This is a genomic window from Paractinoplanes toevensis (genome assembly GCF_018332695.1).
GTDB lineage: Bacteria > Actinomycetota > Actinomycetes > Mycobacteriales > Micromonosporaceae > Actinoplanes > Actinoplanes toevensis.
This window is the reverse complement of the sequence record NZ_BOQN01000070.1, coordinates 81,799-105,656: the sequence shown is the minus strand read 5'-3', so window position 1 is coordinate 105,656 and position 23,858 is coordinate 81,799. Positions and strand designations below refer to the sequence as shown.

Annotated in this window: 28 protein-coding genes; 9 read left to right on the top strand and 19 right to left on the bottom strand. The window is 71.8% G+C overall.

Annotated elements, in window-relative coordinates:
- The first annotated feature begins 77 nt into the window (after positions 1 to 77).
- Entirely contained in the window at positions 78 to 626 is a 549-nt protein-coding gene (locus Ato02nite_RS27860) for a hypothetical protein (RefSeq protein WP_213009588.1), read from the top strand.
- Here Ato02nite_RS27860 and Ato02nite_RS27855 read toward each other — a convergent pair.
- Together Ato02nite_RS27855 and Ato02nite_RS27850 are read right to left on the bottom strand one after the other, a co-directional pair.
- Positions 619 to 2,826, bottom strand: a complete 2,208-nt coding sequence (locus Ato02nite_RS27855; protein ID WP_213009587.1) for a glycoside hydrolase family 9 protein — start codon at positions 2,824 to 2,826, stop codon at positions 619 to 621. The two genes, Ato02nite_RS27860 and Ato02nite_RS27855, sit on opposite strands and share 8 nt — an antisense overlap.
- A gap of 101 nt (positions 2,827 to 2,927) precedes the next feature.
- Positions 2,928 to 3,602: a Tat pathway signal sequence domain protein gene (locus tag Ato02nite_RS27850; protein WP_213009586.1), complete on the bottom strand. Its 675-nt coding sequence runs from the start codon at positions 3,600 to 3,602 to the stop codon at positions 2,928 to 2,930.
- 308 nt (positions 3,603 to 3,910) lie between these two features.
- Here Ato02nite_RS27850 and Ato02nite_RS27845 point away from each other — a divergent pair, with 308 nt between their 5' ends.
- Positions 3,911 to 4,543, top strand: a complete 633-nt coding sequence (locus Ato02nite_RS27845; RefSeq protein ID WP_213009585.1) for a DUF6230 family protein — start codon at positions 3,911 to 3,913, stop codon at positions 4,541 to 4,543.
- A gap of 2 nt (positions 4,544 to 4,545) precedes the next feature.
- On the top strand, positions 4,546 to 5,058 hold the full coding sequence (locus Ato02nite_RS27840; RefSeq protein WP_246607472.1) for a DUF6114 domain-containing protein: 513 nt from the start codon (positions 4,546 to 4,548) through the stop codon (positions 5,056 to 5,058).
- Here the strand turns inward: Ato02nite_RS27840 and Ato02nite_RS27835 are convergent.
- The 3 genes from Ato02nite_RS27835 to Ato02nite_RS27825 all read right to left on the bottom strand — a co-directional run bounded on the left by Ato02nite_RS27835 (position 4,962) and on the right by Ato02nite_RS27825 (position 6,339).
- Positions 4,962 to 5,435 (bottom strand): GvpU-like protein, encoded by a 474-nt coding sequence (locus Ato02nite_RS27835; protein ID WP_246607471.1) that lies wholly within the window; start codon positions 5,433 to 5,435, stop codon positions 4,962 to 4,964. The genes Ato02nite_RS27840 and Ato02nite_RS27835 overlap by 97 nt on opposite strands.
- Before the next feature lie 75 nt (positions 5,436 to 5,510).
- On the bottom strand, positions 5,511 to 5,861 hold the full coding sequence (locus Ato02nite_RS27830; RefSeq protein ID WP_246607470.1) for a UBP-type zinc finger domain-containing protein: 351 nt from the start codon (positions 5,859 to 5,861) through the stop codon (positions 5,511 to 5,513).
- 10 nt (positions 5,862 to 5,871) lie between these two features.
- On the bottom strand, positions 5,872 to 6,339 hold the full coding sequence (locus Ato02nite_RS27825) for an aminoacyl-tRNA deacylase (RefSeq protein WP_213009583.1): 468 nt from the start codon (positions 6,337 to 6,339) through the stop codon (positions 5,872 to 5,874).
- A 33-nt stretch (positions 6,340 to 6,372) separates the two neighbouring features.
- Between Ato02nite_RS27825 and Ato02nite_RS27820 the strand changes: the two genes are divergently transcribed.
- Positions 6,373 to 6,753: a DUF427 domain-containing protein gene (locus Ato02nite_RS27820; protein ID WP_213009582.1), complete on the top strand. Its 381-nt coding sequence runs from the start codon at positions 6,373 to 6,375 to the stop codon at positions 6,751 to 6,753.
- A 13-nt stretch (positions 6,754 to 6,766) separates the two neighbouring features.
- Here Ato02nite_RS27820 and Ato02nite_RS27815 read toward each other — a convergent pair whose 3' ends face one another.
- From Ato02nite_RS27815 to Ato02nite_RS27795, 5 genes are all read right to left on the bottom strand, one after another.
- A complete protein-coding gene (locus Ato02nite_RS27815; protein ID WP_213009581.1) occupies positions 6,767 to 7,978 on the bottom strand; it encodes an ABC transporter permease in 1,212 nt (403 codons plus the stop codon).
- A 108-nt stretch (positions 7,979 to 8,086) separates the two neighbouring features.
- Positions 8,087 to 8,527, bottom strand: a complete 441-nt coding sequence (locus Ato02nite_RS27810) for a hypothetical protein (protein WP_213009580.1) — start codon at positions 8,525 to 8,527, stop codon at positions 8,087 to 8,089.
- 57 nt (positions 8,528 to 8,584) lie between these two features.
- Positions 8,585 to 9,586 (bottom strand): sulfotransferase family protein, encoded by a 1,002-nt coding sequence (locus Ato02nite_RS27805; protein ID WP_213009579.1) that lies wholly within the window; start codon positions 9,584 to 9,586, stop codon positions 8,585 to 8,587.
- 54 nt (positions 9,587 to 9,640) lie between these two features.
- Complete coding sequence (locus tag Ato02nite_RS27800; RefSeq protein ID WP_213009578.1) at positions 9,641 to 10,030, bottom strand: hypothetical protein; 390 nt, start codon at positions 10,028 to 10,030, stop codon at positions 9,641 to 9,643.
- 238 nt (positions 10,031 to 10,268) lie between these two features.
- Positions 10,269 to 11,267, bottom strand: coding sequence for a TIGR03617 family F420-dependent LLM class oxidoreductase (locus Ato02nite_RS27795; RefSeq protein ID WP_213009577.1), 999 nt, complete (start codon positions 11,265 to 11,267; stop codon positions 10,269 to 10,271).
- Positions 11,268 to 11,283: 16 nt separating this feature from the next.
- Here Ato02nite_RS27795 and Ato02nite_RS27790 point away from each other — a divergent pair, with 16 nt between their 5' ends.
- Positions 11,284 to 12,033: an aminoglycoside phosphotransferase family protein gene (locus tag Ato02nite_RS27790; RefSeq protein ID WP_213009576.1), complete on the top strand. Its 750-nt coding sequence runs from the start codon at positions 11,284 to 11,286 to the stop codon at positions 12,031 to 12,033.
- 43 nt (positions 12,034 to 12,076) lie between these two features.
- Here the strand turns inward: Ato02nite_RS27790 and Ato02nite_RS27785 are convergent, their stop codons facing one another.
- The 3 genes from Ato02nite_RS27785 to Ato02nite_RS27775 are packed head-to-tail and all read right to left on the bottom strand — an operon-like array spanning position 12,077 to position 13,673.
- The gene (locus Ato02nite_RS27785) at positions 12,077 to 12,793 is read right to left on the bottom strand and encodes a hypothetical protein (RefSeq protein WP_213009575.1); all 717 of its coding nucleotides are present in this window, start codon (positions 12,791 to 12,793) and stop codon (positions 12,077 to 12,079) included.
- Complete coding sequence (locus Ato02nite_RS27780) at positions 12,790 to 13,380, bottom strand: RNA polymerase sigma factor (RefSeq protein ID WP_213009574.1); 591 nt, start codon at positions 13,378 to 13,380, stop codon at positions 12,790 to 12,792. Before Ato02nite_RS27780 ends, Ato02nite_RS27785 begins: the two co-directional genes overlap by 4 nt.
- 41 nt (positions 13,381 to 13,421) lie before the next feature.
- A complete protein-coding gene (locus Ato02nite_RS27775) occupies positions 13,422 to 13,673 on the bottom strand; it encodes an iron-containing redox enzyme family protein (protein WP_213009573.1) in 252 nt (83 codons plus the stop codon).
- Positions 13,674 to 13,854: 181 nt separating this feature from the next.
- On the opposite strand from Ato02nite_RS27775, the gene Ato02nite_RS27770 reads away from it, so the two are divergent.
- Positions 13,855 to 15,060 carry an aminotransferase-like domain-containing protein gene (locus Ato02nite_RS27770; protein ID WP_213009572.1) on the top strand — a complete coding sequence of 402 codons (1,206 nt, stop codon included), beginning with the start codon at positions 13,855 to 13,857 and terminating at the stop codon, positions 15,058 to 15,060.
- Here the strand turns inward: Ato02nite_RS27770 and Ato02nite_RS27765 are convergent.
- Positions 15,041 to 16,435, bottom strand: a complete 1,395-nt coding sequence (locus Ato02nite_RS27765) for a hypothetical protein (protein WP_213009571.1) — start codon at positions 16,433 to 16,435, stop codon at positions 15,041 to 15,043. The two genes, Ato02nite_RS27770 and Ato02nite_RS27765, sit on opposite strands and share 20 nt — an antisense overlap.
- A gap of 86 nt (positions 16,436 to 16,521) precedes the next feature.
- On the opposite strand from Ato02nite_RS27765, the gene Ato02nite_RS27760 reads away from it, so the two are divergent.
- Complete coding sequence (locus tag Ato02nite_RS27760) at positions 16,522 to 17,457, top strand: pyridoxamine 5'-phosphate oxidase family protein (RefSeq protein WP_213009570.1); 936 nt, start codon at positions 16,522 to 16,524, stop codon at positions 17,455 to 17,457.
- A 12-nt stretch (positions 17,458 to 17,469) separates the two neighbouring features.
- Here the strand turns inward: Ato02nite_RS27760 and Ato02nite_RS27755 are convergent, their stop codons facing one another.
- A complete protein-coding gene (locus tag Ato02nite_RS27755) occupies positions 17,470 to 17,853 on the bottom strand; it encodes a winged helix-turn-helix transcriptional regulator (RefSeq protein WP_246607468.1) in 384 nt (127 codons plus the stop codon).
- Between the two features lie 145 nt (positions 17,854 to 17,998).
- Between Ato02nite_RS27755 and Ato02nite_RS27750 the strand changes: the two genes are divergently transcribed.
- Positions 17,999 to 18,853, top strand: a complete 855-nt coding sequence (locus Ato02nite_RS27750; protein ID WP_213009568.1) for an SDR family oxidoreductase — start codon at positions 17,999 to 18,001, stop codon at positions 18,851 to 18,853.
- A 61-nt stretch (positions 18,854 to 18,914) separates the two neighbouring features.
- Here Ato02nite_RS27750 and Ato02nite_RS27745 read toward each other — a convergent pair whose 3' ends face one another.
- The 3 genes from Ato02nite_RS27745 to Ato02nite_RS27735 are packed head-to-tail and all read right to left on the bottom strand — an operon-like array spanning position 18,915 to position 21,304.
- Positions 18,915 to 19,751 carry an SDR family oxidoreductase gene (locus Ato02nite_RS27745; RefSeq protein ID WP_213009567.1) on the bottom strand — a complete coding sequence of 279 codons (837 nt, stop codon included), beginning with the start codon at positions 19,749 to 19,751 and terminating at the stop codon, positions 18,915 to 18,917.
- A gap of 52 nt (positions 19,752 to 19,803) precedes the next feature.
- Entirely contained in the window at positions 19,804 to 20,349 is a 546-nt protein-coding gene (locus Ato02nite_RS27740; RefSeq protein WP_213009566.1) for an RICIN domain-containing protein, read from the bottom strand.
- Positions 20,350 to 20,401: 52 nt separating this feature from the next.
- Positions 20,402 to 21,304: an alpha/beta fold hydrolase gene (locus tag Ato02nite_RS27735; protein ID WP_213009565.1), complete on the bottom strand. Its 903-nt coding sequence runs from the start codon at positions 21,302 to 21,304 to the stop codon at positions 20,402 to 20,404.
- Positions 21,305 to 21,354: 50 nt separating this feature from the next.
- Here Ato02nite_RS27735 and Ato02nite_RS27730 point away from each other — a divergent pair, with 50 nt between their 5' ends.
- Positions 21,355 to 23,244 carry an AfsR/SARP family transcriptional regulator gene (locus Ato02nite_RS27730; protein ID WP_213009564.1) on the top strand — a complete coding sequence of 630 codons (1,890 nt, stop codon included), beginning with the start codon at positions 21,355 to 21,357 and terminating at the stop codon, positions 23,242 to 23,244.
- Here the strand turns inward: Ato02nite_RS27730 and Ato02nite_RS27725 are convergent.
- On the bottom strand, positions 23,220 to 23,858 hold the full coding sequence (locus Ato02nite_RS27725) for an SRPBCC family protein (protein WP_246607467.1): 639 nt from the start codon (positions 23,856 to 23,858) through the stop codon (positions 23,220 to 23,222). The genes Ato02nite_RS27730 and Ato02nite_RS27725 overlap by 25 nt on opposite strands.

The window sequence follows — 23,858 nt, the reverse complement described above, 5'->3', positions numbered from 1 at the left end:
CGCACGCCGTACGATCACCGATGCATCGACCATCACGGGGAGAGCGACGCGCGGTGACCAATCACAGCAGAGCGGGTTTGCCGGGACAACCGAAGCCGGCCACCGGCTGGGCGATCGGCGGTGTGGTCGCGGCGTCGCCGGTCGCCGTCGGTTTCGGGCTGGGCCTGCCGTTGGGGAACGCATTGACCCTGTCCCTCGGCCTGCTCGCGGCCGGCCTGATCGTCGGGCTGACCGGCCGGGTCAAGCGCCTGGAAGCCAGGGCGCTCAAACCGTTCCTGGCCGCGGCGCTGCTGATCCCGGGCGGCCTGGTCGCCATCGAGGGTGCCCAGATCACGCCGTTCCACGTCGTGCCGCAGTCGCCGGTCGATCTCGCCTCGCTGCAGCAGCCGCTGCTGGTCCTGCCGACCGGCACGTTCGCCGACGGGCTGACCGACGGGTTCCCGGTCATCGCCGACGACCTCCGCAGCGCGGTGCGGACGTTCCCCGACGCGGCCAGCATCGCCTTCCTCCGCAGCCGGGGCATCCGCACGGTGGTGGCGCCCGGCGACCTGTACAACCACGAGAAGATCGCGCCGGAGACCTCGATGAAGCAGGTCCCCGGCGCGGTGATCTTCACACTCAGCTGACGTCGGCCACGAAGGCCGAGATCCACGCGAGCGCGGCGTTCCAGTTGATCGCCTCCTCGTTGGTCGACCAGGACTGGATGTCGTCGATGTAGCAGAACTGCCCGACGCAGCCGGTGAGCTTGCTCTGCGCGTACGGATCCTGGATCGACGAGTTCGCGCCACCGGCGAGGGTGCCGGCGGGCGGGTTGGGCAGGGCCGGGTCGAGCTCGTGGGCGTACCAGCGGCTGTGCTCGTTCTGCGAGCTGACCTCGCCGTACCCGGTCACGTAGGACTGGTTCAGCGCGTTGCGCCCGAGCACGTAGTCGAGCCCGGTGAGCACGGCACTGCGGTAGACCGGGCGCCCGGTCAGCTGGTAGGCCGACGCCAGCACGACCATGTTGTTCAGGACGGTGCTGTTCGAGCCCCAGTCGTACATGTTGTTGTTCGGGGCGTACGGAATCCCGTACGCCTGGGCCTTCTGCACGGCCAGGTACTTGTCGGCTCCGGCGACCACCGACGCCTTGACGGCCTTGCGGCCGGGCAGTCTGTTCGGGATCGACGCCAGGTCGAGGCGGCCGGCCGCGGCCGTCGAGGCCCAGTCGAACGCACCCGGGCCGAACACGTCGGCGGTGTGCTCGGGCGAGGCGAGCACGTCGTTGGCGTAACCCCGCTCCCCCGTGGTCAGGTACAGCTCGGCGGCGGCCCAGTAGAACTCGTCGCTGACCTTGCTGTCGTTGTAGGCACCGCCGCCCACCCCGTCGGACTCCGGCGCGAGCAGCGCCGGGTTGGCCTTGGCCGCCGTGTAGGCGGTCCGGGCCGCCCGCAGCGCGCGGTCGGCGAACGCCCGGTCGTAGGGCCGGTAGATCCGCGCGGCCTGCGCGGCCACCGCGGCCAGGTTGAGCGTCGCGGCGGTCGAGACCGGGTGCAGTTCCCGCGGCTGCGGGTCCTGGTCGGGCAGCAGCGGCAGCCCGGTCCACGCCTGGTCGTGGATCTTGTGGTGGACCATCCCGGCCAGCGGCTTCCCGGCCGGCACCTGCATGCTGAGCAGGAAGTTCAGCTCCCAGCGAGCCTCGTCCAGGATGTCCGGGACGCGGTTGCCGCTCTCCGGGATGGCGAGCGACACCTTCCGGACGGCGTGCGACCGTTCGTACTCGCTGAGGATCTCCCAGGTGGTGATGCCACCGTTGACCACGTATTTGCCGTGGTCGCCCGCGTCGTACCAGCCGCCGCGCACGTCGAGGGTGTAGTCACACACGCCCGCCTGGCAGGGCACGTTGCCGTCGCCCTGGTTGGGTGCCACGTCGACGTGCCCGGCGGCCCGGCCGTAGCCCGGCCGCAACGCGTCGTCGATCGCGATGCCGCTGCGCTGGGTGTAGTAGAACTTCAGCGCGTCGGCCCGCAATTTGTCATACGCCGCCGTCCCGATGTCGAACGGCCGGCTCGTCTCCCCGTCGGCGACAACGGTATAACCCGAGCCCGGCCGTGAATACCGGCCGAAGTCGATCGTCTGCACGTTCTCGCCGGAGGAGATGTCGACGCCGCGCGGCGTGCTGTTACCCCGGGCGACCGCCCGGCCGGCCGCGTCGCGCAGAACCCATGGCAGCGGCGTCGTCGCGGTGGTCACCACGGTCGCGGTCTTGGGGCCGGACGGCACGTACGCGACCTGGTTGACCCGCACCCGCGGGCCGGTGTCGGGCACGTACACCTCGGGCGGCACCCCGCCGACCAGCGAGACGTTGTCGACGCAGAAGTGCCACGGATCGGCGCTGCCGCCGAGCTGGAAGCCGACCTGCCCCTGCGCGGTGTCGGCCGAGGCGGTGAACGTGTAGGAGTAGTGCGTCAGCCCGCCGAGCACGGGCGACTGCTCGAAGTAGGTGTCGTAGGGCGAGACCGCGAGGCCGACGATGGCCCGCACGACGTGCCCGGCGTCGCCGGCGGCGTCGAAGCTGAACCGGTAACTCTCGCCGGCGACCAGGGGCAGATCGTTCTGCCCGATCGCCACGTCCCAGCGGTTGGTGGTGCCGCCGGGCACGTCCACGCAGGCCTGACCGTCGACCAGCGTCATCGGCATGCCTTCGGTGGACCAGAAGGGATCGGTAGTGCCGTCGAATCCGCCGTTGCGGACCTGCTCGACCTCGTCGGCCAGGGCCGGCGCGGCCGCACCGCCGACGAGGAGAGCGGTGAGGACGGCTACCGTTCGGGAGCGCTCCCATAGAGACATGGAAAAGATTGAATCGAGCCGGTGACGCGCTGTCAACGCTGGCGAAACAACGCGTTCACGGCCGGAGCCCCCCGGCATGAGGGCTCCGGCCATGCGCGCCGTCAGTTGACGAAGACCACCGGCGAGCCCTCGACCGTGGTGTCCACGACCGGGGCGTAGGTAGCGGTGAAGTACCCCGCGCTCGGGCAGGTGACCGGCCCGGACGACTTCGTGAACGGCTGGTTCGTGAAGGTGATCGAGTTGCCGGTGTTCGACGAGACGCCGCTGATCGAGCCGCCTTCGGCCTGGAAGACGCAGGTCACCGAGCCGAGCAGGGTGCCGAGCACCAGGGTGGTCTGCACCGGGGCGCCGGCCGCGCCGCTGACCGTCACGGCGCCGGTCGCACTGTCGATCGTGGTACCGAACGGCAGGTTGTTGACCGTCACGCTGTTCACCCTGGTCACGCCGAGGATGTTGGCCGTGCACGAGGCGAACGTGTGCGCGGTGGCCGACTCGGTCGCCACGCCCGGGGCGGCCGGATTGTCGGCGACGGTCGCGGTGAACGCCGACTCGGCGCACTTGATGCCGGTGGTGCCGCCGGACGCGGTGGTGAAGTCGGCGGTCGTGCCGGCCGCGACCGCGGCGTTCAGCACGTCACCGACGGCCACACTCGCACCGGCGAGACTGCCGGTGGTCAGCACGGCCACCGCGTCGTCGGCGGCCCGGGCCGGGCCGGCCACCAGCGCCACCGAGAGTGCCGCGAGCGCGGCGATCGGGAGGCTTCTGGACGCACGCATGGGTGTTCCTCCTTGCGTTGGGAAACGAGACACCCGGGCGGCCACCTGCGGGGGGATGCGGGAAACCGGTCCGGGCTTGCTGCTGCATTTCCGGAAATACAATTAACCGTACGTAATACTCAGCGCCGTCGATGTATAGACCGCTCGCAGGCTGCTCGTCAAGCCGAGAAGACACCCCCTTGACCCGGTCCATACTCAGCGGTAACTTCGGGGCGATACATAGACGGCGGACTTTACATAATGCCGTTGTCGATGAACGACAATTCGATTCCGCTCCATTGTTTACGGCACACAAAGGGAGAAGCTTGATGAGTGCACCGGACACTGTTTCCGCCGGTGGTGTCCGCTGGCGGCGGTTCGCCGTGATGTTCGGCCTGACCGGGGTGGCCACCGCCGCCCTGATGGCCCTGACCGCCCAGGGCGTGCTCGCCGCGAACTTCTCGATCTCCGGCATGCCGTTCGTGGTGGCCGCCGACGAGCTGAACGGCCAGGGCTTCGAGCAGTTCGCGACGCTGGACTCCACCCGCGAGGGCAATCCCAACCTGGCCGACGAGGGTGGGCAGAAGGTTCTCATCGTGTCGGCCATCAACACGGCCACGCTGACCAAGCTGTGCCAGAGCGTCTCGCTCGGCGGCGCGTACCTGAAGATCACCGCCGGCGACGCCGGCACGCCGGTGTCGGCCAAGGCCCTGGTCGTCGACTCCGACCAGATCAACGGCAACGCCGACTTCACCAACATCGAGGTGGGCGGCGACGCCGGCACCTTCGACAAGGTGAAGAACCCGAACACCGGCAAGGAGGTCGTCGGCCCCGACTACGTCTTCGGGCAGCAGGCCGACGCGGTGCAGATCAAGAACCTGTGGCAGAACAACTACGCGACCACCGCGGCCAAGTTCACGCTGCCGCACCTGCGGATGTCGTTCTCGACGACCGGCTGCTGACAATGCCGCGCGGGTCCGGTTTCTGGAACTGGCGACACGCCCGCCCCTTCTGGGGCGGGCTGCTCGTCCTGGTGGGCGGCGTCGAGATCTTCCTGACCGTCATGGCGCCACTGCCGATCGTCGTGCACGTCGGCATGCAGGGCTTCATCGGCTATCTGCTGCCGATCCTGATCGCCGTCCTCGGCGTTCTGCTGATCTTCAACCCGCAGCAGCACGTCTTCTACTCGATCGTCGCGGCCGTGCTCGCGCTCGCCTCGTGGCTCACGTCCAACCTGGGCGGCTTCGTCATCGGTCTGCTGCTCGCGGTGGTCGGCAGCGCCCTGGCGTTCGCCTGGTCACCGGACAAGCGCCGGGTGGCCCCGCCGGCCGAACCGGCCGGCGAGGAGGCCGACGACGCCGATCAGGCCGAGGACGCCGATCAGGATGCGGCGGCCAGCCCCGGCGTCCAGCCGGACACGTCGGAGAGCCGGCCACGCCACAGGCGTACCTCGTCGGGCTTGCTGTCCGGCGAGTAGATCCGCGTGTTGCGCAGGTGGATGTACTTCGTCGGGGCCAGCAGGGCACTCATCTGGCGGTGGGTCACCTCACCGCCGATGTCCCGCTGACGGATCGCGTTGTGGGCGAGGTCGGACTGCTCCTTCATGTGCTCGGCCATGCCGACGAAGAAGGCGTCCTCGTAGTCGTTCATCTCGCTGACCTCGGCGTACCACTGCCACTGCGGGATCAGGTCACCGCTGACCAGCAGGCCGTGCACGGTCAGGCTGAGCGGCACCCCCGGCTCCACCAGGTTGATGAGGCGGTCCATCTGAGCCACGTACGTGCCGAGCACGCTGTCCGGCTCGCTCCAGTCGGATCGGCTCATGATCGAGTCGAGCATCGGATCGGACAACACCACACACACCCCCGTGTCAGGCTCCCCGTCCGACTCTAGAACAGCCGGACGGGGCGCCGGAGGCGAACGGGAAAGTCAGCGGTGCAGGTGGCGGCGCCAGTCCTCGGGGACCGCGCCGGCCGGCCCGGGCGCGGGCTGATCGACGGGGTGGCTGGTCGCCGGGGCCAGCTCGGGGCCGTTGCCGGCCTCGTCGGCCGAGTAGTCCCAGAACCAGTCCTCGCCCGGCTCGAAGGACTGGATGATCGGGTGGCCGGTGGCCTTCCAGTGCGCGGTGGCGTGCTGCGCCGGAGAGCTGTCGCAGCAGCCGATGTGGCCGCACTGAGCACAGCGGCGCAGGTGGAACCACCAGCCGTCGGCACCCAGGCACTCCACACAACCGGTGCCGGACGGGGGAACGTCGGGCTGAATCGGGTCGTCGCTCGTCACGCCGGAAAACTTACCCCAGGGTCGTCTCGGTGACATCCGCGAACGTACCCCCGAGGGCCGCGACCGCCTCGCCGGCCGCCACCTGAAGTCCGACGCCGCGCACCCCGGCGCCGAGGTTGATCGTCCGCCCCTCGGTGCTGGCGTCCGCGATGACCGGCCACGGCTTGGCCGAGCCGAACGGCGTGATCGTGCCGCGCTCGTAACCGGTGGCCTCCTTGGCGGTGGCCGCGTCGGGCAGCGACAGCCGGTTGACCCCGAGCAGGGCTCGCAGCTTGGGCCAGGAGATCTGCCGGTCGCCCGGGACCAGCACGAAGACGTAATCTCCCTCGCCCCGGCGCACGACGATGGTCTTGACCAGGTCACGCACCTCGACACCCTGCGCGGCGGCGGCCTCGGCGACACTGGCGACGGGCCCGTGCTCCAGCACCCGATGTGTGATTCCGAGCGCGATGGCGGCCTGTTCGGCTGGTCCTGGCATGTGATCGACTTTAGTCCGGAGTACGTTTCAGGTATGTCTGACAAGCCGGTGCTTCAACCCGGACCGACCCACCCGATCACCGTCACGCCCACGGCCGGCCGCGTCGTGGTGACCTCGGGCGGCAAGGTCGTCGCCGACAGCCGCAACTCGCTGACCCTGCAGGAGTCGACCTACCCCGCGGTGCAATATGTCCCGCTGGCCGACGTCGACCAGACGCTGCTGGAGCGCACCACCACCGAAAGCTACTGCCCGTTCAAGGGCGACGCGAGCTACTACTCCATCACGTCCGGCGGCGACCGGGCCGTCGACTCCGTCTGGGAATACCGGAACCCGCACGACGCGGTGGCCGAGATCAAGGACCACGTGGCGTTCTACCCCGACCGGGTCGACGCCATCGAGATCCAGACCGACTGACCTTCCGGAGCTCTTACTCGTAACGAAGTGCGTCGATCGGACGCAGGCGGGCCGCCCGCGCGGCGGGCAGCCCGCCGAAGAACAGGCCGATGACCACGGAGACGCTGAGGGCGAGCACCACCGAGCTGGGTACGACGACCGGCGTCACGCCGACGATGGTGAAGTTGGCGCCGATCAGGGCGGCGGCCACGCCGAGCCCGCCGCCGATGAAGCTGAGCAGCGTGGCCTCGATCAGGAACTGGGTGAGGATGACCCGGCGGGGTGCGCCCAGGGCCTTGCGGATGCCGATCTCCCGGGTCCGCTCGGTGACCGTCACCAGCATGATGTTGGTGATGCCGATGCCGCCGACCAGCAGGCTGATCGCGGCGACCGCGCCGAGCAGGGTGGTGAACGTGTCGGCGGTCTCGGTCTGGGTCTGCAGCAGCTGCGACGCGCTGCGGATCGTGTAACCGGCCGAGCCGGTCGACGTGGGCGGCACCCGCTGGCCGAGGATCACGGTGATCTCGCTGGTGACCGTGCTGACCATGGTCGAGTTCGCGGCCTCGACCAGGATCGAGTTGAGTGCGCCGTACCCGGTCAGCACCTGGCGGACCGCGGTGATCGGCGCGATGGCGACGTCGTTGGCGTCCTGGAAGCCGCCGCTCGAGCTCTTCTCGTCGAGCACACCCACCACGGTGAACAGTGCTCCGCTCACGGTGACCTGCTCGCCGACCGGGTCGACGCCCGGGAACAGCTCCTCGGCGACGGTCTGCCCGATCACCACGACCCGGCGGCCCTGCGCATCGTCGTCCGCGCTGAACGCGGCGCCGGACGCGAGCGGGTAGTTGGCCGCGGTGAAGTAGCTGGGCGTGGAGCCGACGAACGAGTTGATGTCGTACGAGGTGCTGCCGTACGCCATCGTCGCCGACGTGCTCACCACCGGCGACACCGACTTCACGTCGGGGGCGAGCACCGGGTCGTCGAGGGCGTCGGCGACCTTGAGCGTCAGGCCACTGCTGCTGGTGGTGGTGCCGCCGCCCCGGCCGCCGCCGGTCGACACGGTCAGGGTGTTGGTGCCGAGCGCGCTGATCCGGTCGCTGACCGCCTTGGCCGAGCCGTTGCCGACCGCGACCAGCAGGATCACCGAGGCCACACCGATCAGGATGCCCAGCATGGTGAGCCCGGACCGCAGCTTGTTGGCCGCGAGCCCGCGTAACGCGAATCGAATGATCTCGGCAAAGCTCATCCCGCTGCCCCCACCGCTTCCGAATGACCGGGCGGATGGTACGAGCGGTAGCTCGGAGTCAGCTCAAAGACGGCCCGGCGGGGTGCGCCCCGCCGGGCCGTTCCCGGCTCAGCTCGCCGGCGCGGACGCGTTCGCGGTCGGCTTCAGGGTCGCGCAGGCCGTGGTCGCCTTGGTCCAGGTGGCGTCGTCCACGCCGTCCGGCTGGGTGATCTCGCGGCCGCCACCACCCGGGGCACCCGACGGGCGAGCACCACCCGACGGGCGGGCACCACCCGACGGGGGCGTGCCGCCGTTTCCGCCACCCGGGCCGCCGGACGGCATCGTGATGGTCACGCCGTTCTCCGAGAGGCAGTTGATGTAGGCGGTCATCGCACTGTTGTTGCGGCCGCCACCCGGGCCGGCGCTGGCGTTGCCGCCGGCCGGCGTGGTGCCGGCGTCGCCGGTGGAGTCGTCGTCGGAGCCGCAGGCGGCCAGGGATGCCGCGGCCACGGCCGTGAGCAGGCCGGCAGCCAGGCGCCGATTACGGGACAGCACGGCGGTCAGGGACACGGGGGACTCCTTCGGACCGGCCGCGGCGTCGCGCCGCGGCCGAGGGGGGTAGGCGGCTCAGCGAAGGCGCTGGCCGCTGGTCAGCCGAGCGGCGACGGCGGGCTCCCGCTGCCGGGTGCGCACCACCGCCCGCGCGTCGTTCGCCATGACCCGTACGGGGGCCAGCCGGTCGCGAACCGCGAGCCGGATCCGGTCCACCCGGTCGATGGGGGTGGGCATGGCGTAGGTGGCGGGCTCGTACCCGAAACGGCTCAGCCGGGACCCGAACACCGCTTCGCAGCGTTCGATCTCGCCGGCCGTGAGCCGCTGCTGCCAGCTGCGTACCCGTTCGGTGGTGACGCCCTGGTGCGTGCGGGTGTGCCAGGTCTTGTACTCCGGGACGGCCACCCGGGCCATCTCGTGCGGGCGGGCCATGGCCGGGTCGTACTCCTCGTCGAGGAAGGCGCACAGCCGCCGCAGGTGCGGTTCCGGGTCGGCGACCAGGTCCTCGTACCGGATCAGGTGATAGGTGCCGGGTCCGTAACGGCGTTCGGCGCGCAGCGACGCGTCGGCCGCGCGGGCCCAGCTGGCGAGGTGCTCACCGAAGTCGGCCGAGCTCCACGGCGCCTCCTTGAGGGAGGCCACGCAGTCGCGGCCGTCGCGCATGATGTTGACGATCTGCGCGTCCGGGAACATCCGCAGCAGAGCCGGCAGGCTGCGCAGGTAGGTCGGCCGCTTGTCGCCCCAGCGCGGCTTGCCGAACCGTTCGGCGTACAGCCGGAACACGGTGCCGATGGCCGAGCCGAGCGTGGGCGGCGCGCCGACCACGGCGTCCACGACGCGTTCGGGGTCCAGCCCGAGGTCCGCGAACTGCGCCGTGCCGGTCATCCAGCGGGCCAGGTCGCGGCGGCGTTCCGGGTCGCACAGGTCGCCGAACTCGTGCCGCCGCTGATAGGCGGGCATCACGAACCGGTTCTCCGGCGGCAGGGCGATCCGCGGGTGCGCGTGCAGCATGAGCTGCAGCATCGTGGTCCCCGATCGGGGGCATCCGACGACGAAGATCGGGCGATCAGAGGGCATGACGCTGACCTTAGGCTAGTATTTACGATTTTTCGGTTATGTGGGATGAGCCGGTCAACGCCCGGCCGGCCGCCGGACGAGTGAAGCTTCGGCGGCCATGCTGTGGCTCATCGAGCTTGCGGCTGTCGGGAGGCTATGAACCGCCCGGGTCACCTGCCACAGGTGCCGCACGAGGCGTAGTTCGAAGATCACCAGCAGTGCCGCAGCGGCCAGGGCGGCACCGCCGACGAAGCCGGTGATCGGACCGATCACGAAGACCGTCATCTCGAACTCGATGCCGCTGAACAGGTGCACCCGGATGCGCCGGGCGGCCAGGGCAGCCTTGACCCGGCCTCGGCGGGACCGCGGCGGCGCGGCGGCCAGGCCGGAGTCCTGCCCGCACGCCTCGCGCAGCTGGGTCACCTGGCCGGCGTTGAGATAGCGCAGCAGGTCGAGGCTGATCACCAGCGGCGCCGAGGCCGAAGACGGCGGACAGCCCGGTGAGCCGGTTCGGGGTCACCCACCTCCACCCCGAAACCAGACGAACAAGCCGGACGGCGTACGGGTCGACCAGCGCGACCGTCCACCACGCATCGAGCGGCTTGCAGGTCCGGGCACGTACCTCGGCCAGTGAGTCCCTACGCATCACGCCATCAAAGCAACCGTACGGTGTGAATTAGGACTTACTTGGTCGAAGACCTGTTTACAGCTTGATAACGGCCTCCCGCACGCCGGCCAGGATCTCGTCGGCCACCGGGTAGGGCGTATAGAAGGAGATCCGGTCGATGGTGCCGCCGAACCGGTCGCGCAGCCCGGCCGGCACGTCCCCGCCGACCGCGAACGTGTCCAGCACGTCGTCGCTGATCAGCGTGGTCATCTCGGCCCAGGCCTGCCGCCGGGAGAGCTGGTTGAGCCGGTCGGCGAGCTCGCCCCAGCCGTGCAGCTCGAGAACCGGCCGGTAGGCGGGCGTCGAGCCGTAGAACGCGATCTGCCCCTTCACCGCCTGCTCGGCCGCCGACCGCTCCTTCTCGTCCGCGCCGAGCACCACGAACGCGGACAGCCCGAGCTGGAAGCCGTCGAGCGAGCCGCCCCGGGCCTCCCGCAGGATCGGCAGGGTGCGCTCACGCAGGTAGTCCGGGCTGGTCAGCGGGTGCACGAGCAGCCCGTCGGCGGCCCGCCCGGCCACCGCGGTCATCCGCTCCCCCACCGCGGCGAGCAGGATCGGCGGATTTCCGTACGGGTTGGGGCCCGGATCGAAGAACGGGGTCATCAGGGTGTGCCGGTAGAACTCGCCGCGGAACGCCAGCCGTTCCCCGGTGGCCCAGCACTCCCAGATCGCCCGCACCGCCGCCACGAACTCGGCCATCCGCGCGGCCGGCTTGCTCCAGGGCATCGCGAACCGGCGCTCGATGTGCGGCTGCACCTGCGACCCGAGCCCGAGCTGGAACCGCCCGCCGGAGACGAGTTGCAGGTCGTTGGCGAGGATGGCGAGGTTCATCGGGTTGCGGGCGAACGCCACCGCGATCCCCGACTGGAGCGTGATCTTCTCGGTGGCCCGGGCGGCCAGGGTCAGCGACGTGAAGACGTCATGCTTGGTCTCGGCCGCCCCGAACCCGGCGTACCCGTCCCGCTCGGCCCGGGCCGCGGCCTCTTCCACCTGCAACGGCGAAGCGGCCACCCCGGCCGCGAAGTCAACCAGCATCGGAAAGGTCTACCACGTGGAGATCCTGCAGGACGGCCCGCACCGGCGGGTGGTCCGGATCGGCGACACCGTGCGGCGTCCGCTGTACCCGTGGTCGGCGACCATCCACGACCTGCTGCTCTTCCTGGAGCGAGCCGGGTTCCCGTACTCTCCGCGGTTTCTCGGCCTCGATGAGGACGGCCGTGAGGTTCTCACCTACCTGCCCGGCGATTCCGGCCCGGAGGGCTGGTCGCGGGTGGTGACCGACGAGGGCCTGGTCGCGATGGCCCGGCTGCTGCGGGAGTACCACGACGTGGTCGCCGCCTACCGGCCGACGAGCACGGCGTGGGCGGCGGCTGTCTCGTCCGGAGGACCGGGCGAGATCGTCTGCCACGGTGACTTCGGACCGTGGAACCTGGTGTGGCGGGGCAACCAGCCGGTCGGGATTCTCGACTGGGACTACGCGTGGCCGCAGCCGCCCCGGCACGACGTGGCCTATGCGCTCGAGTACGTCGCGCCGTTCCGCAGCGACGAGGACTGCCTGCGGTGGTTGCGCTATTCGTCGCCGCCGGACCGTCGCCGCCGGATGGAGCGCTTCACCCGGGCGTACGGCCGGGAAGAGGTCACCGCCGCGGCCGTCGTCGCCCAGCAGGAGACCGTCCTGGCCCGGGTCCGGCGGCTCGCCGCCGATGGCTGTCAGCCGCAGGCGGACTGGCTGGCGGCCGGAGCCCTCGACGAGACCGTCGAGCACATCCGGTGGAGCCGGGAGTTCTTCGGGGTCGGCTGAGGCGTCCGTCCCGGAGCGGGGGCGCTCCGGGACGGACGCTTCTTCACCGGCCCGACCGTGTGGAGTTCGGCGTACCGCTGGGGTGGTCCGCCGGACGGGGGCCGGGCTTTCCGGATCCGCTGGGGCGGACGGATCCGGACGTGCGAACTTCGGGCTTGCCACTGGTCTGCGGCCGGCGCAGGTCGGTGCAGAAGTGGTCGACGCGGTCGCGGTCCTTGCGGCCGGCCTCCCGGACGAGGTTGCCGAACTCGGGCTCGTCGAGGGCGCCCTTGCGCTGGTCGCCGGGGCGGGCCGTCCACCGGGCGCAGAGCTTGGCCAGGTCGGCCGGGGCGAGGGAGTGGCTGGGCCGGGCCGACGGGGTGGTCGACTTCGGCCGGGCCGGGTGCGAAGCCTCCGCCGCTACGGACGACGCGGGCGGCCCGGCCGGTTTGTGCAGGGGGCCGGGCAGCGTGCCGGTGCCGGCCGCGAGGGCGACGCCGCCCGCGCCGAGGGCCGCGACCGCGGCGGCCACCTTCACGGTCAGCAGCTTGGCCAGGGTGGTCTTGAGCATCTGGATCCTCCGGGAGCGTGGGGATGTCAGATGGGCCGCCGTGAAGGCCATTGCCGCCGCGTCCTCGCCGGCCAGGTGGCGGCCGGTGGCCGGCGCGGACGCGGCCGCCAGCAACGCACCGACCGGGTGCGCGCGGCGGGCCGCCGGGTCGCGCAGCAGAAGCTCCGCGGTGTCCCGGTCGAGCGGGTGGTGGTCCTCGTGGATGCTCATCTCACTCCCCTCAGCGCCGGAGCCGGTTCGGATGTCACTGGCCCGGGAAATCGCTGCGCGAGCGTGCGCAACCCCCGGTAGGCCGCGGTGCGCACGGCACCGGCCCGCTTGCCGAGCACCTTGCCGGCCGAGGCCGCGTCGAGCCCGATCACGGCCCGCAGCATCACCGCCTCGGCCTGGTCCCGCGGCAGCGACGCGATCAGGGCGATCGCCGCGTCGGTGCCGAGCGACTCGAGGACCTGCTCGGCGGTGTCCTGGGCGGCCACCAGGTCGGCGGCGACCAGGTCGATCGGCCCGGCCGGGACCGGGCGGCGGCGGGTGCGACGCAGGTGGTCCATGGCCCGGTGCCGGGCGATCGTGGCCGACCAGCCGCGGAAACCGTCCCAGTCGCCGCGGAAGGTGCGCAGGTCGCGGGCGATCTGCAGCCAAGCCTCGGACGCGACGTCCTCGGCATCCGCACCGACCAGCACCGTGAGGTAGCGCAGCAGCGACGGTTGCTGGGCCCGGTAGACGATGCGGAACGCCGTCTCGTCGCCCGCGCACGCCGCCGGCAGCATCGCCGCGAGCTCGTCGTCCTCGGCCGTCATGACCACCCCCAAACCTCTCAGCGCGCGGAGGCTCGGATGTGTCACACCTGGATCTTGAATCGGGCCAGGAGGTCGCCGACCCAGAGCGCGTCGAGGATCATGGCACAGCGCGCGCCGAAGACCACGTCGGCCGCGGCCTCCGGTTCGGCGGCGGCGAACGACCCGCACAGCGACATCAGGTTGTTGGTGGCCAGGGTCAGGGTGCTGGCGGTGCCGATGTGCGCGCCGTAGGCCGGGTCGAGGCCGAACCACCGCATCGTGTCCCGGAACAGCTCCTGGTGCATGCGCTGCATGCCTCCCCTGTGACGGCACCCACAAGAAGGTCAACTTCCGGGCCTGAACTTTCGTTAAGCACTTAACACCCGCTAAGGTGTTGTTCGGCTCCTCGATCAGGCAGCCTTTCCGCGCCCCGCGCGTGGCCGGCCAACCGCCGTGCCCCCGGGCGCTGTTCACCAGCCTGACCGGGAGTTTCTGATGACCCACCCTGCCGTCCGCCCCGCGCTGCCCGCACAGCGTCTCGCCGGCGTCGCCAGCTCGCCCGTCCGCGACCTGCTCGCCCTCGTCGACCGCCCGTCGGTCATCTCGTTCGCCGGCGGCCTGCCCGCGCCCGAACTGTTCGACCTGGACGGTTTACGGGCCGCCTTCGACCGGGCGCTGTCCGCCCCCGGCGGCCGCCGCCACCTGCAGTACGCGCCGACCGAGGGCAACCTCGCGCTGCGTACCCTGGTGGCCGCCCGGATGACCGCCCGCGGCCTGCCCACCGGGGCCGGCGACCTGCTCGTCACCACCGGGTCGCAGCAGGCCCTCACCCTGATCGCGGCGGCCCTGCTCGACCCCGGCGACGTGGTCGCCGTCGAGGAACCCACCTACCTGGCTGCGCTTCAGTGCTTCCAGCTGGCCGGCTGTCGCATCGTCACCGTCCCGGCCGACGACTCCGGCGTCGATCCGGACGCGCTGCGGCGGGTCATCGCCGAGGCCCGGCCCAAGCTGCTCTACCTGGTGCCGACGTTCGCCAACCCGACCGGCCGCACCCTGCCGCTCGCCCACCGCGCGGCCGTCGCCTCGCTCGCCGCCGAGCACGGCATGTGGGTGGTCGAGGACGACCCGTACGGCGAGCTTCGCTACCGCGGCGAGTCGGTGCCCACCCTGGCCGCCCAGCCCGGCGCCGAGGAGCACGTGCTGCACCTGGGCAGCTTCTCCAAGATCGCCGCGCCCGGCCTGCGGCTCGGCTGGGTGCGCACCCCGGCCGCGCTGCGCCCCGCGCTGACCGTCGCCAAGCAGGCCGCCGACCTGCACACGTCCACCGTCGACCAGGCCGCGGCGGCCGAGTGGCTGGCCGCCACCGACCTGGACGCACACATCGGCGGGCTGCGCGACGCCTACCGGGCCCGCCGGGACGCCATGATCGCGGCCATGCCGGCCACCGCACCGGCCGGCAGCATCTGGTCCGACCCGGACGGCGGCATGTTCACCTGGCTGCGCCTGCCCGGCGGCGTCGACACCGCCACGCTGCTGCCGGCCGCCCTGGCGCGGGACGTGGCGTTCGTGCCCGGCGCGCCGTTCCACGCGGGCCGGCCGGACACCGCGACCATGCGCCTGTCCTTCACCACCCACACTCCCGCCGAGATCGGCGAGGGCATGGGCCGGCTGGCCACCGTGCTCAGGACGCCTGCTTCCTGATCCAGGACACGCAGGCTTTGTCCACGGCGGCGAACGGCACCCCGTACGCGTCCCGGGCGGCCTGGTCGTAGCTGTTGTCCTGGGTCAGCACCAGCCGCACGAAGGTGAACAGCTTCGCCTCGCCGTACCTCGTGGCCATGCAGTCGGCGGCCCAGTGGCTGAGCCCGTAGAACGCGTCGCCCGCCCGGGCCGGGGCCTTGGGTCCCGGCCGGGGCGGCACCATCGAGTCCGGTGCGTCCCGGTCGAGCTGCCACCGCACGCTGTACCGGCGGAAACTCTCCACCGCACCCTTCGGCCGCCACCCGATGTACTCCGCGATGCCCTCGCTGAGCCAGGTGTCCTCGAGCGCGTCCATCTGATAGGCGCCGGTCAGCGTCACCACGTGCCCGAGCTCGTGCTGCACGGTGGTCCGCAGCGTCAGCGCGTCGTCCATCTCGGACATCCGCACGATGACGTCGATGCCGCGCCGGTTGAGCGGCATGGCCAGTCCGATCGCCCACTCGTCCTGCTCCCCGCCGTACCACGCCTTCCACTGTTTCTCGCCGGCCAGGAAAACCCGGTAGTTCCGCTGCGGTGTGCCGTTGAGCGCCGCGTAGTGGTCGCCGGTCACCGCGGCCTGCTCGGCCACCGGCAGCACCCGCTTCAGGTCGGCCTCCTGCCCGCGAGCCGCCGCGACGATCACCCGCTTGCCCTGGGCGAAGACCAGGTCGGTGCCCTCCCAGGGCAGCGGCTGGCGCAAGTCCGGCGCGGCGGACCTGCCGAGGGCGCTGATCACGTACCGTCCACCCACGAGCCGCAGCGTCAGCTCCTGCGAGATGTGCGGCGGCCGGGCCCAGTCGGTGCCCGGGTTCGCCGGGCACATGTCGTCGGAGAAGCAGTAGTCGGCGTCCACCCGCATCGCCACCGCCGACGCGTCGCCCTTGACCGGTTTCCCCAGGCCCGGCTGGTAGGCGAACCGGGTCACCCGGAGCCCGCGCAGGTTGCGGAACATCGTCCGGTACTTGACCCGCAGATCGGCCTTCCCCGGGTCGACCGCCGCCAGCCACCCGCCCTCGTCCCCGCCGTTCAGCGCCGCCTCCTGCGCCTTCAGCACCGCCACCGCCCGGTCGTAGGGCGTGGTCGCCGCCGACGACGCCGGCGCCGCGCTGGTCGCGGCCACTGCCGCGCCTTCCGGCGACGACTTCGGCGAGAGAACCAGAACCCCGAGCAGCAGTACGCCGAGAGCCGCCACGACCGCGACCGCGACGCGTACGCCCCACCGGCGGCCCCGCCGCACCGACACCTCCGGCTCCGCGGCGACCGGCGCAACCGGCAGCGTGTCGTGCCCGGGGACGCGCTGGGCGGGAATCGCGGCGACGTCGGGATCGTCGGGCATCGCGTCTCCTTGTGAGGTTGGTCAATGGATCCAACCAGATGAGCCGTCGTAACACGACCGGCATGTGGATCAATAGGATGCCGCGCATGCCTGAATCGCTGAGGGCCCTCGTGCCCGGGTCCGAGCTGGACGCGACGATCAACGCCTACCGCACCTGTGAGCTGGTCACCGTCGGGAAGGACGGCACCCCGCTGGCCTGGCCGACCTCCGGGATCTCGCTCGCCGACGGCACGTTCCTGCTGACCACGTCGCTCGGTTTCCCGCAGAAGGCCTACAACATCCGGCGCGACGAGCGGGTGGCGCTGCTGTTCTCCGAGCCGCACGCGAGCGGCCTCGAGCGGCCCGGGCAGATCCTCGTACAGGGCACGGCCATCTGCCCCGACCGGGTGCACACCGTGCCCGAGGGCGACCTGGCCGCGTTCTGGCGGCGGTTGTTCGAACGCCAGCCGAACTGCCGCAAGTACCTGGACCGGCCGGCCACCGCGCTGACCGACTTCTACTTCATGCGGCTGCTCATCACGGTCACCCCGGCCGCCGTCACCGCGCGCGACCTGCCCGCCGCGACCGGCACCCTGCCGGTGGCCGGGAGCGGCCTGATCGGCGAACAGGTGCTGGCCTCGTACCCTTCGACGGTCCTGGCCGCCCGCGACGCCGCCGGCGCGCCGACCCTGCTCCGCACGACGGTCTCCGCCGACGGCGGCGCCTACCGCGTCGCCGTCCCGGACGGCCACCCGGTGGCCGACGGCCGCGCGAGCCTGCTGGTGCACCGCCACGATGCGCAACTGTGGAACCTGCACAGCGCGGTGGTCACCGGCACCCTGAAGTCCGACGCCGACGGCGGCCGCCTCCTGACCCCGGACCGCCTGATCGAGCCGGCCGGCGGCGCGAAGCCCAGCCTCACCGACCCGATCCGCACCGTCCGCGACTGCCGGGCTACCACCAAGAAATACCTGGCCAAGCGCGGCCTGCCACGCCCGCGGATCCCCTGGAAGGCGTACCGCGAGCTGCGCGACTCGCTCTGATTCCGCTACCGGCTAGCGTTTTGCGGCACGGTCGTCGTACTCCTCGCGGGCATCGAGAACTTCCTCGATGTGCTGCACCGACCACTCCGTGAGCGCCTTCAGAGGGCCCCGCAGGGTATGGCCGAGCGGCGTCAGCTCGTACTCCACCCGGATCGGCGCCTCCGGGTACACCGTCCGCACGAGCAGCCCGTCACGTTCGAGCGTGCGCAGCGTCTGGGTGAGCATCTTCTCGCTGACCCCCGCGAGTTCCTGTCGCAGCCGCGTGAACCGGCATGCCCCATGCCGGCCGAGCTCGCCCAGCACGAGCACCGCCCACTTGCTGCCGATGTGGTCGAGCACGTCACGCGACGGGCAGCCGCGCACATAGGGGTCCCACGACGACGTGGGCTCGCTCACCTTCCGCGTAGTCGCCACCGTGCTCACCTCGATCGTTTCGTCCGAGTGGCCACCTTACCCGGAAGTACGTCCTTACCAAAGGAGAGTGACCAGTTCATCGTGGACGCTGTGCCGCGGGAGGTCCACGGCGAGAAAGGAGATGATCATGTCGATCGTAGTCACCGGAGCCTCCGGGCAGCTGGGCCGGCTCACCGTCGAAGCGCTGCTGAACCGTGGGGTGCCGGCCTCCGGCATCGTCGCGACCAGCCGTGACGTCACGAAGATCAAGGACTTCGCCGACCGCGGTGTCGATGTCCGCCAGGCCGATTTCGCGGAACCCGACAGCCTGCCCGCAGCCTTCGAGGGCGCGGACAGGCTCCTGCTGATCTCCACCACGACCCCGAGCGAGCGCGTCGCCAACCACCGCCGCGCCATCGATGCCGCGGTGGCGGCAGGTATGTCGCTGGTCGCGTTCACCAGCATGCTGCACGCGGACACGTCCACCACGAGTCTCGCTCCCACCCACCGTGCCACGGAGCAGTACCTGCGCGAGCGCCTACCCAGCGTGATGCTGCGCAACGGCTGGTACCTGGAGAACTACACCGTCCAGCTCCCCCAGGTGCTGCACGGTGGAGTCCTCGTCGGGGCCGCCGGCCAGGGCAGGATCAGCGCCGCGACCCGAGCCGACTACGCCGACGCCGCCGCGGTCGTGCTGACTACCGACGGCCACACCAGCCAGGCGTACGAGCTGGGTGGGGATGAGGCCTTCACCCTGACCGAGCTGGCCGCGGCGATCTCGGCCGCCACCGGGAAGCGGATCGAGTACACCGATCTCCCGGTCGACGCGTTCGCCCGGCTGCTGACCGACGCGGGCGTGCCGGCCGAGTTGGCGGACGTCCTCGCCGACGCCGACCGCGCCATGAGCCGCGACGAGTTCCGCACCAGCTCCGGCGACCTGCGGCGGCTGATCGGACGGCCGACCGCGACCCCGGCCGAGGCGATCGCCGCCGCACTCCGCTGAACCGCCGCACTGCTGTCCCTCGAACTTCCCGCCGAGACCGCCGATCAACGCAGGACAGGCCCTACGCCGCGACCGGGGCCTCGCCGGCCAGGAACTCGCGGACGCCGCGCAGGCGGGTGTGCAGGAGGGCCTCGGCCCGGCCGGTGCGCAGGCGGATGTCGGCCGGCAGCGCCAGGCCCGCGTCGGTGGTGGTGGACGCCGGGATCAGTGCCGGGTCGAGGCCGTCCCGGACGGCGACCAGGACGCCCAGGTCGTAGCGGCTGATCGGGTCGGTGCCGGCCACGTTGAGGATGCCGTGGTAGTCGTTCGCCGCCAGTTCGAGCAGGGCGTCGGACAGGTCGTCGACGTGCACCGGCTTGCGGATCTGGTCGGTGAGCAGCACGCCGGTGCGGTGGCCCGCGATCAGGTCGTGGGTGAGCCGCTCGTGGCTGCCGCGGCCGTCGCCGACGATCAGCGAGGTGCGCACCACGACCGCGGACGGGTCGATGGCCCGGACCGCGGTCTCGGCGGCCGCCTTGGCCGCGCCGTAGAGATAGGTCGGGTCGGGCAGGGCCGTCTCGTCGTACTCGATGTCGCGGCCGGAGAAGACGGCCTCGCTGGACACGTGCACCAGGCGGGCGCCGACCGCGTAGGCGGCCGCCGCCACGTGGGCGGCGCCGTCGGCGATCACCCGCCAGTCGTCGCGGCCGGCCGCGGTGTGGATGACGACGCTCGGGAAGACCCGCCGGACCAGGTCGCGGACCGCGGCCGGGTCGCGGATGTCGAGCGGCACCTCGCCCAGCTCACCGGCCGTGCTGAACCTGGTGCCGACGACCATCCACCCGGCCGCCATCGCCCGCGACGCGACCTTGCGGCCCAGGTGCCCGCTCGCACCGACGACGAGCATCCTCTCGGTCATGGGAGCGCACCTTACCGACTCACCACACTGGACCGGCACCCCCTGGAGCGGCCTAATCCAGTGCCGGTCCGACCATCAGCTTGGCGGTCCAGCGGCGGGAGGCCTCCTCGTCGCAGTGGTACTGCACGGCGACGCCGTTCTCGACGGCACTGCCACCGGCGATGGTCAGGCACTTGTGGCTGTGCGCGTTCTCCAGCCGGACGTCGGCCAGGGCCAGCCCGCTGCGGCCGCCGACCTGCCACTCGCCGGCCGGGCCGCCGCAGCGGTGCTGGATCGCGAAGCCGTTGTCCTCAAGACTGTCGCCCGCGATCGTGAGGCACTTTCCGCTCTTCACGTTGACGATCCGGTAGCCGGCCCCGGACCGCTGGAACCGCCACCGGTAGGACGAGTCCCGCGCGCAGTCCTTCTGGATCAGGATCGCGTTGTCGGCGAGACCGCCGGCGGTGACCGTGAGGCACCGGTTGCTGTTGGCGTTGACGAGCTGATAACCGAGGTCGAGCAGGCCGCGGTCCTGCGCGGCGACCGGCCCCGCGACCACTCCGGGAACCGCGACTCCGGCAAGGACCGCGACACCGCAGCGGCTCCAGAAGGACTTCATCACAGAACACCCCCGTACCCCGAAGATCAGCACCGCCACGCTAGCGGCTTTGTTATGGTTTACCCGTTTTTTCACCCTTTAACGCGCTGGCGCGTCGCAGCAGGTCCCGGAGGGCCGTCACCACCTCGCCCGGCGCCTCCTCCGCCATGAAGTGGCCGCAGCTGACCGGCAGGTGCACCAGGTCGGGCGCCCAGGCCCGCCAGAGCCCGGCGGCGTCGAAGCCGAGCGCCGAACCCCAGTCCTGCTGCATCACCGTCACCGGCATCTCGAGCCGGCGGCCCGCGGCCCGGTCCGCCGCGTCGTGCTCGACGTCGATGCCGGCCGACGCGCGGTAGTCGGCGACGATCGACGGCACCGCCGCCCGGCAGGCGGCCAGGTAGGCCGCCCGCACGTCGGCCGGGATGGCGGCCGGGTCGTTGGTCCACAGGTCGAGGAAGTAGCCGAAGAACTCGTCGGCGGTCGCCGCGATCATCCGCTCGGGCAGGCCGGGCGGCTGCGCCATCAGATAGAGGTGGAAGCCGATCGCCGCGCTGGTGCCGTGCATGACGTCCCACATGTCGATGGTGGGCAGCACGTCCAGCGACGCCAGGTGCGTCACCACGCGCGGGTGATCGAGCCCGGCCCGGATCGCGACCAGCGCCCCGCGGTCGTGCCCGGCCAGCGCGAACCGCTCGTGCCCCAGTTCCCGGGCGAGCGCGACGACGTCCGCGGCCATGGTCCGCTTCGAGTAGGTGTCCGGTGACGTCTCGGCCGGCTTGTCGCTGTCGCCGTATCCCCGCAGGTCCGGGCAGATGACGGTGTGATCGGCGGCGAGATCGGCGGCCACGTGCCGCCACATCAGGTGGGTCTGCGGGAAGCCGTGCAGCAGCACGATGGGGCTGCCCTGCCCGCCGACCTCGGCCCGGAGGGAGACGCCGTCGGCGACCTGGACGCGGTGGGTTTCGAACTTGGTCATGAACCCAGCCTGGCCGGGCCCGATGAGCAGCGAATGAGTACGGTGAACCGGTGGTGGTCTCGTTCGGCGTGCTGGGTCCGGTCACGGCCTGGGACACGGCCGGCGACCCGATCCCGCTCAAGGGCCCGCGGCACCGCGCGGTGCTGGCCCGGCTGATCGCCGCCCGGGGCCGGGTGGTTCCGGTGGGCGACCTGGTCACGGACCTGTGGGTGGCACCGCCGGACGGAGCAGTCCCGGCCGTACGCACGTTCGTCGCGGCCCTGCGCCGGGCGATCGAGCCGGACCGTACGCCGCGGGTTCCGGCCCGCCTGCTGGTCACCGACGGCCCCGGGTACGCCCTGCGCGCCGCCACCGCCGCCGTCGACGCATGGCGGTTCGAGGATGCCGTGCGCGCCACCCCACCCCCGGACGACCCGGTGAAACACCTGGTGGAAGCGCTGTCCTGGTGGCGCGGCCCGGCCTACGCCGACTTCGCCGACGAACCGTGGACCGGCGCCGACCGCGCCCGCCTGGCCGAGCTGCGCCTGCGCGCGGTCGAGCAGCTGGCCGAGGCCCGGCTGACCGCCGGCGACCCGGCCGGCGCCATCCCCGACCTGGACGCCCACGCCACCGAGCACCCGTGGCGCGAGCAGGCGTGGCGGCTGCTGGCCCTGGCCCTCTACCGCACCGGCCGGCAGCCCGACGCCCTCGCCGTGCTGCGCCGCGCCCGCGACCTGCTCTCCGGCCGGCTCGGCCTGGACCCCACCCCCGAGCTGCGCCGACTCGAGTCGGACATCCTGCACCAGGCGCCTCACCTGAGCCCCGGCCGGGCCGGCGAGGTCTGGGCCTCGGCGGCCGCCGACTACGACCGCATCGTCGCGGCCGGTGCCCGAGCCCGCCTGGACTCGACCGTGACCCTGCTGCGCAGCCTGGCCGTCACCAGCGGCGGCGGCCTGGAGGCGGCCCGCCGGCACCGCACCGCCGCGATCGCCGCCGCCGAGGAGCTGGGCGACCCGGCCCTGACCGCCCGGGTGATCGGCGCCTACGACGTCCCGGCGATCTGGCCCCGCTGCGACGACCCGGCCCAGGCCGCCGCCATCGTCGCCGCCGCCCGCCGGGCATTGCGCCACGCGAGCGGACCGCCCACCCGGGCGCGGCTGCTCGCCACCGTCGCCGTCGAGTCACGGGGCGCGGCGGCCACCGCGGACAGCCGGGCGTGCGCCGAGGAAGCCGTCGGCATCGCGCGCGGGCACAACGATCCGGGGCTGCTGGCGTTCGCGCTCAACGGCCTGTTCATGCAGACCACCCACCGGCCCGGGCTGGCCGCCGAGCGCGACCGCATCGGTGCCGAGCTGGTCGATCTCTGCGGCCGGCACGGCCTGGTCACCTCGGAGATCCTCGGGCATCTGATCCGGATGCAGGCCCGCGGCGCCCTGGCCGATCTCGCGGGCGCCGACGAGCATGCCGCGAGCGCCGACGAGCTCTCGGCGCGGCACGAGCTTCCCCTGGTCACGGTGTTCACGACCTGGTATAGGGCGATGCGGCTGTCGATCGACGACCCGGTGGCGGCCGGGCCCGCCTACCGGCGAGCCGCCGGACTTCTCGACGACTCCGGAATGCCGGGCCTGGCCGACGGCCTGCCGGCCCTGACCCGGCTCGCCCTGGACGTGCGGTGCGGCGAGCCGGCCCGGGACGGCGACTTCGGACCGTACGACAAATGGGCGCGACCACACGTACACCTCGCCGAAGGCCGCACCCGGCAAGCGCGAGCCGCCCTCGCGGATCTCCCCGCGCCCGCGCCCGATCTTCTGACCGAGGTGCTCTGGGACCTGACCGCCCACGCCGCGCACCGGCTCGGCGATCAGGCCACTCTGGACCGCGCGCGGTCCGCTCTGGAGCCCGCCCGCCACGAGATCGCGGCCGGCAGCGGCCTGATCTACGTGCCGGTGTACGCCGCGTAGCCGCGGTCGGCGCGGGCCGCGGCCACCGCCGGGTCCTCACCGTCGGCGATCGACACCTCGGCCCAGGCGTCGGCGCTCAACCGCATGAACAGCTTGCCGTCGCCCTCGGCCACCCAGGCCATGACCTCCTCCATCGACAGCCGGGTGAAGTTGCGGTCGAGGACGTAGCTCGCGAGGCCGAGCAGGCCGGAATCCCAGCCGATGCCGGTGGCTCCGGGGCCGAACTGGTCCCACCACTCGTCCTTGACGTGGGCCACGTGCTCGAGCTCGAAACGGGTGCCCCCGTCGGTCTCCGCCAGGCGCACCGTGATCCAGCTGACGTCCCCGCCGAACTCCCAGGTCGCGGTGAACCCGTGCGGCTTGTCGCAGGACGTGATGGTGCCGCCGGCGTTGCCCTCGAGCTGGTAGTGGCCACCCTCCTTGAGCTCGCCGGTGATCGGCATGAACCAGCGCTCGATCCGCTCGGCGCTGGTCACCACGGTCCACAGGTCGTCGATGTCGGTCTCGTAGACCTGGCTGATCGTGGAGACGCGGGCCTCACCCGCCTCCAGGGTGCGGCGGCCGAGCGTGCGCCGCACGCTCGAGATCTGCTGTCGGACGTCGGGCATGGCCAT

Bases quoted from the DNA above. Each gene is read 5' to 3' on its own strand.
- Ato02nite_RS27740 (WP_213009566.1), bottom strand. From the start codon at position 20,349: ATGAAGTCCTTCTGGAGCCGCTGCGGTGTCGCGGTCCTTGCCGGAGTC.
- Ato02nite_RS27815 (WP_213009581.1), bottom strand. From the start codon at position 7,978: ATGAGCTTTGCCGAGATCATTCGATTCGCGTTACGCGGGCTCGCGGCC.
- Ato02nite_RS27745 (WP_213009567.1), bottom strand. From the start codon at position 19,751: ATGACCGAGAGGATGCTCGTCGTCGGTGCGAGCGGGCACCTGGGCCGC.
- Ato02nite_RS27805 (WP_213009579.1), bottom strand. From the start codon at position 9,586: ATGCCCTCTGATCGCCCGATCTTCGTCGTCGGATGCCCCCGATCGGGG.
- Ato02nite_RS27780 (WP_213009574.1), bottom strand. From the start codon at position 13,380: ATGACGGCCGAGGACGACGAGCTCGCGGCGATGCTGCCGGCGGCGTGC.
- Ato02nite_RS27820 (WP_213009582.1), top strand. From the start codon at position 6,373: ATGTCTGACAAGCCGGTGCTTCAACCCGGACCGACCCACCCGATCACC.
- Ato02nite_RS27775 (WP_213009573.1), bottom strand. From the start codon at position 13,673: ATGCAGCGCATGCACCAGGAGCTGTTCCGGGACACGATGCGGTGGTTC.
- Ato02nite_RS27785 (WP_213009575.1), bottom strand. From the start codon at position 12,793: ATGAGCATCCACGAGGACCACCACCCGCTCGACCGGGACACCGCGGAG.
- Ato02nite_RS27765 (WP_213009571.1), bottom strand. From the start codon at position 16,435: ATGCCCGACGATCCCGACGTCGCCGCGATTCCCGCCCAGCGCGTCCCC.
- Ato02nite_RS27760 (WP_213009570.1), top strand. From the start codon at position 16,522: ATGCCTGAATCGCTGAGGGCCCTCGTGCCCGGGTCCGAGCTGGACGCG.
- Ato02nite_RS27845 (WP_213009585.1), top strand. From the start codon at position 3,911: ATGAGTGCACCGGACACTGTTTCCGCCGGTGGTGTCCGCTGGCGGCGG.
- Ato02nite_RS27850 (WP_213009586.1), bottom strand. From the start codon at position 3,602: ATGCGTGCGTCCAGAAGCCTCCCGATCGCCGCGCTCGCGGCACTCTCG.
- Ato02nite_RS27725 (WP_246607467.1), bottom strand. From the start codon at position 23,858: ATGGCCATGCCCGACGTCCGACAGCAGATCTCGAGCGTGCGGCGCACG.
- Ato02nite_RS27840 (WP_246607472.1), top strand. From the start codon at position 4,546: ATGCCGCGCGGGTCCGGTTTCTGGAACTGGCGACACGCCCGCCCCTTC.
- Ato02nite_RS27750 (WP_213009568.1), top strand. From the start codon at position 17,999: ATGTCGATCGTAGTCACCGGAGCCTCCGGGCAGCTGGGCCGGCTCACC.
- Ato02nite_RS27795 (WP_213009577.1), bottom strand. From the start codon at position 11,267: ATGCTGGTTGACTTCGCGGCCGGGGTGGCCGCTTCGCCGTTGCAGGTG.
- Ato02nite_RS27855 (WP_213009587.1), bottom strand. From the start codon at position 2,826: ATGTCTCTATGGGAGCGCTCCCGAACGGTAGCCGTCCTCACCGCTCTC.
- Ato02nite_RS27825 (WP_213009583.1), bottom strand. From the start codon at position 6,339: ATGCCAGGACCAGCCGAACAGGCCGCCATCGCGCTCGGAATCACACAT.
- Ato02nite_RS27770 (WP_213009572.1), top strand. From the start codon at position 13,855: ATGACCCACCCTGCCGTCCGCCCCGCGCTGCCCGCACAGCGTCTCGCC.
- Ato02nite_RS27735 (WP_213009565.1), bottom strand. From the start codon at position 21,304: ATGACCAAGTTCGAAACCCACCGCGTCCAGGTCGCCGACGGCGTCTCC.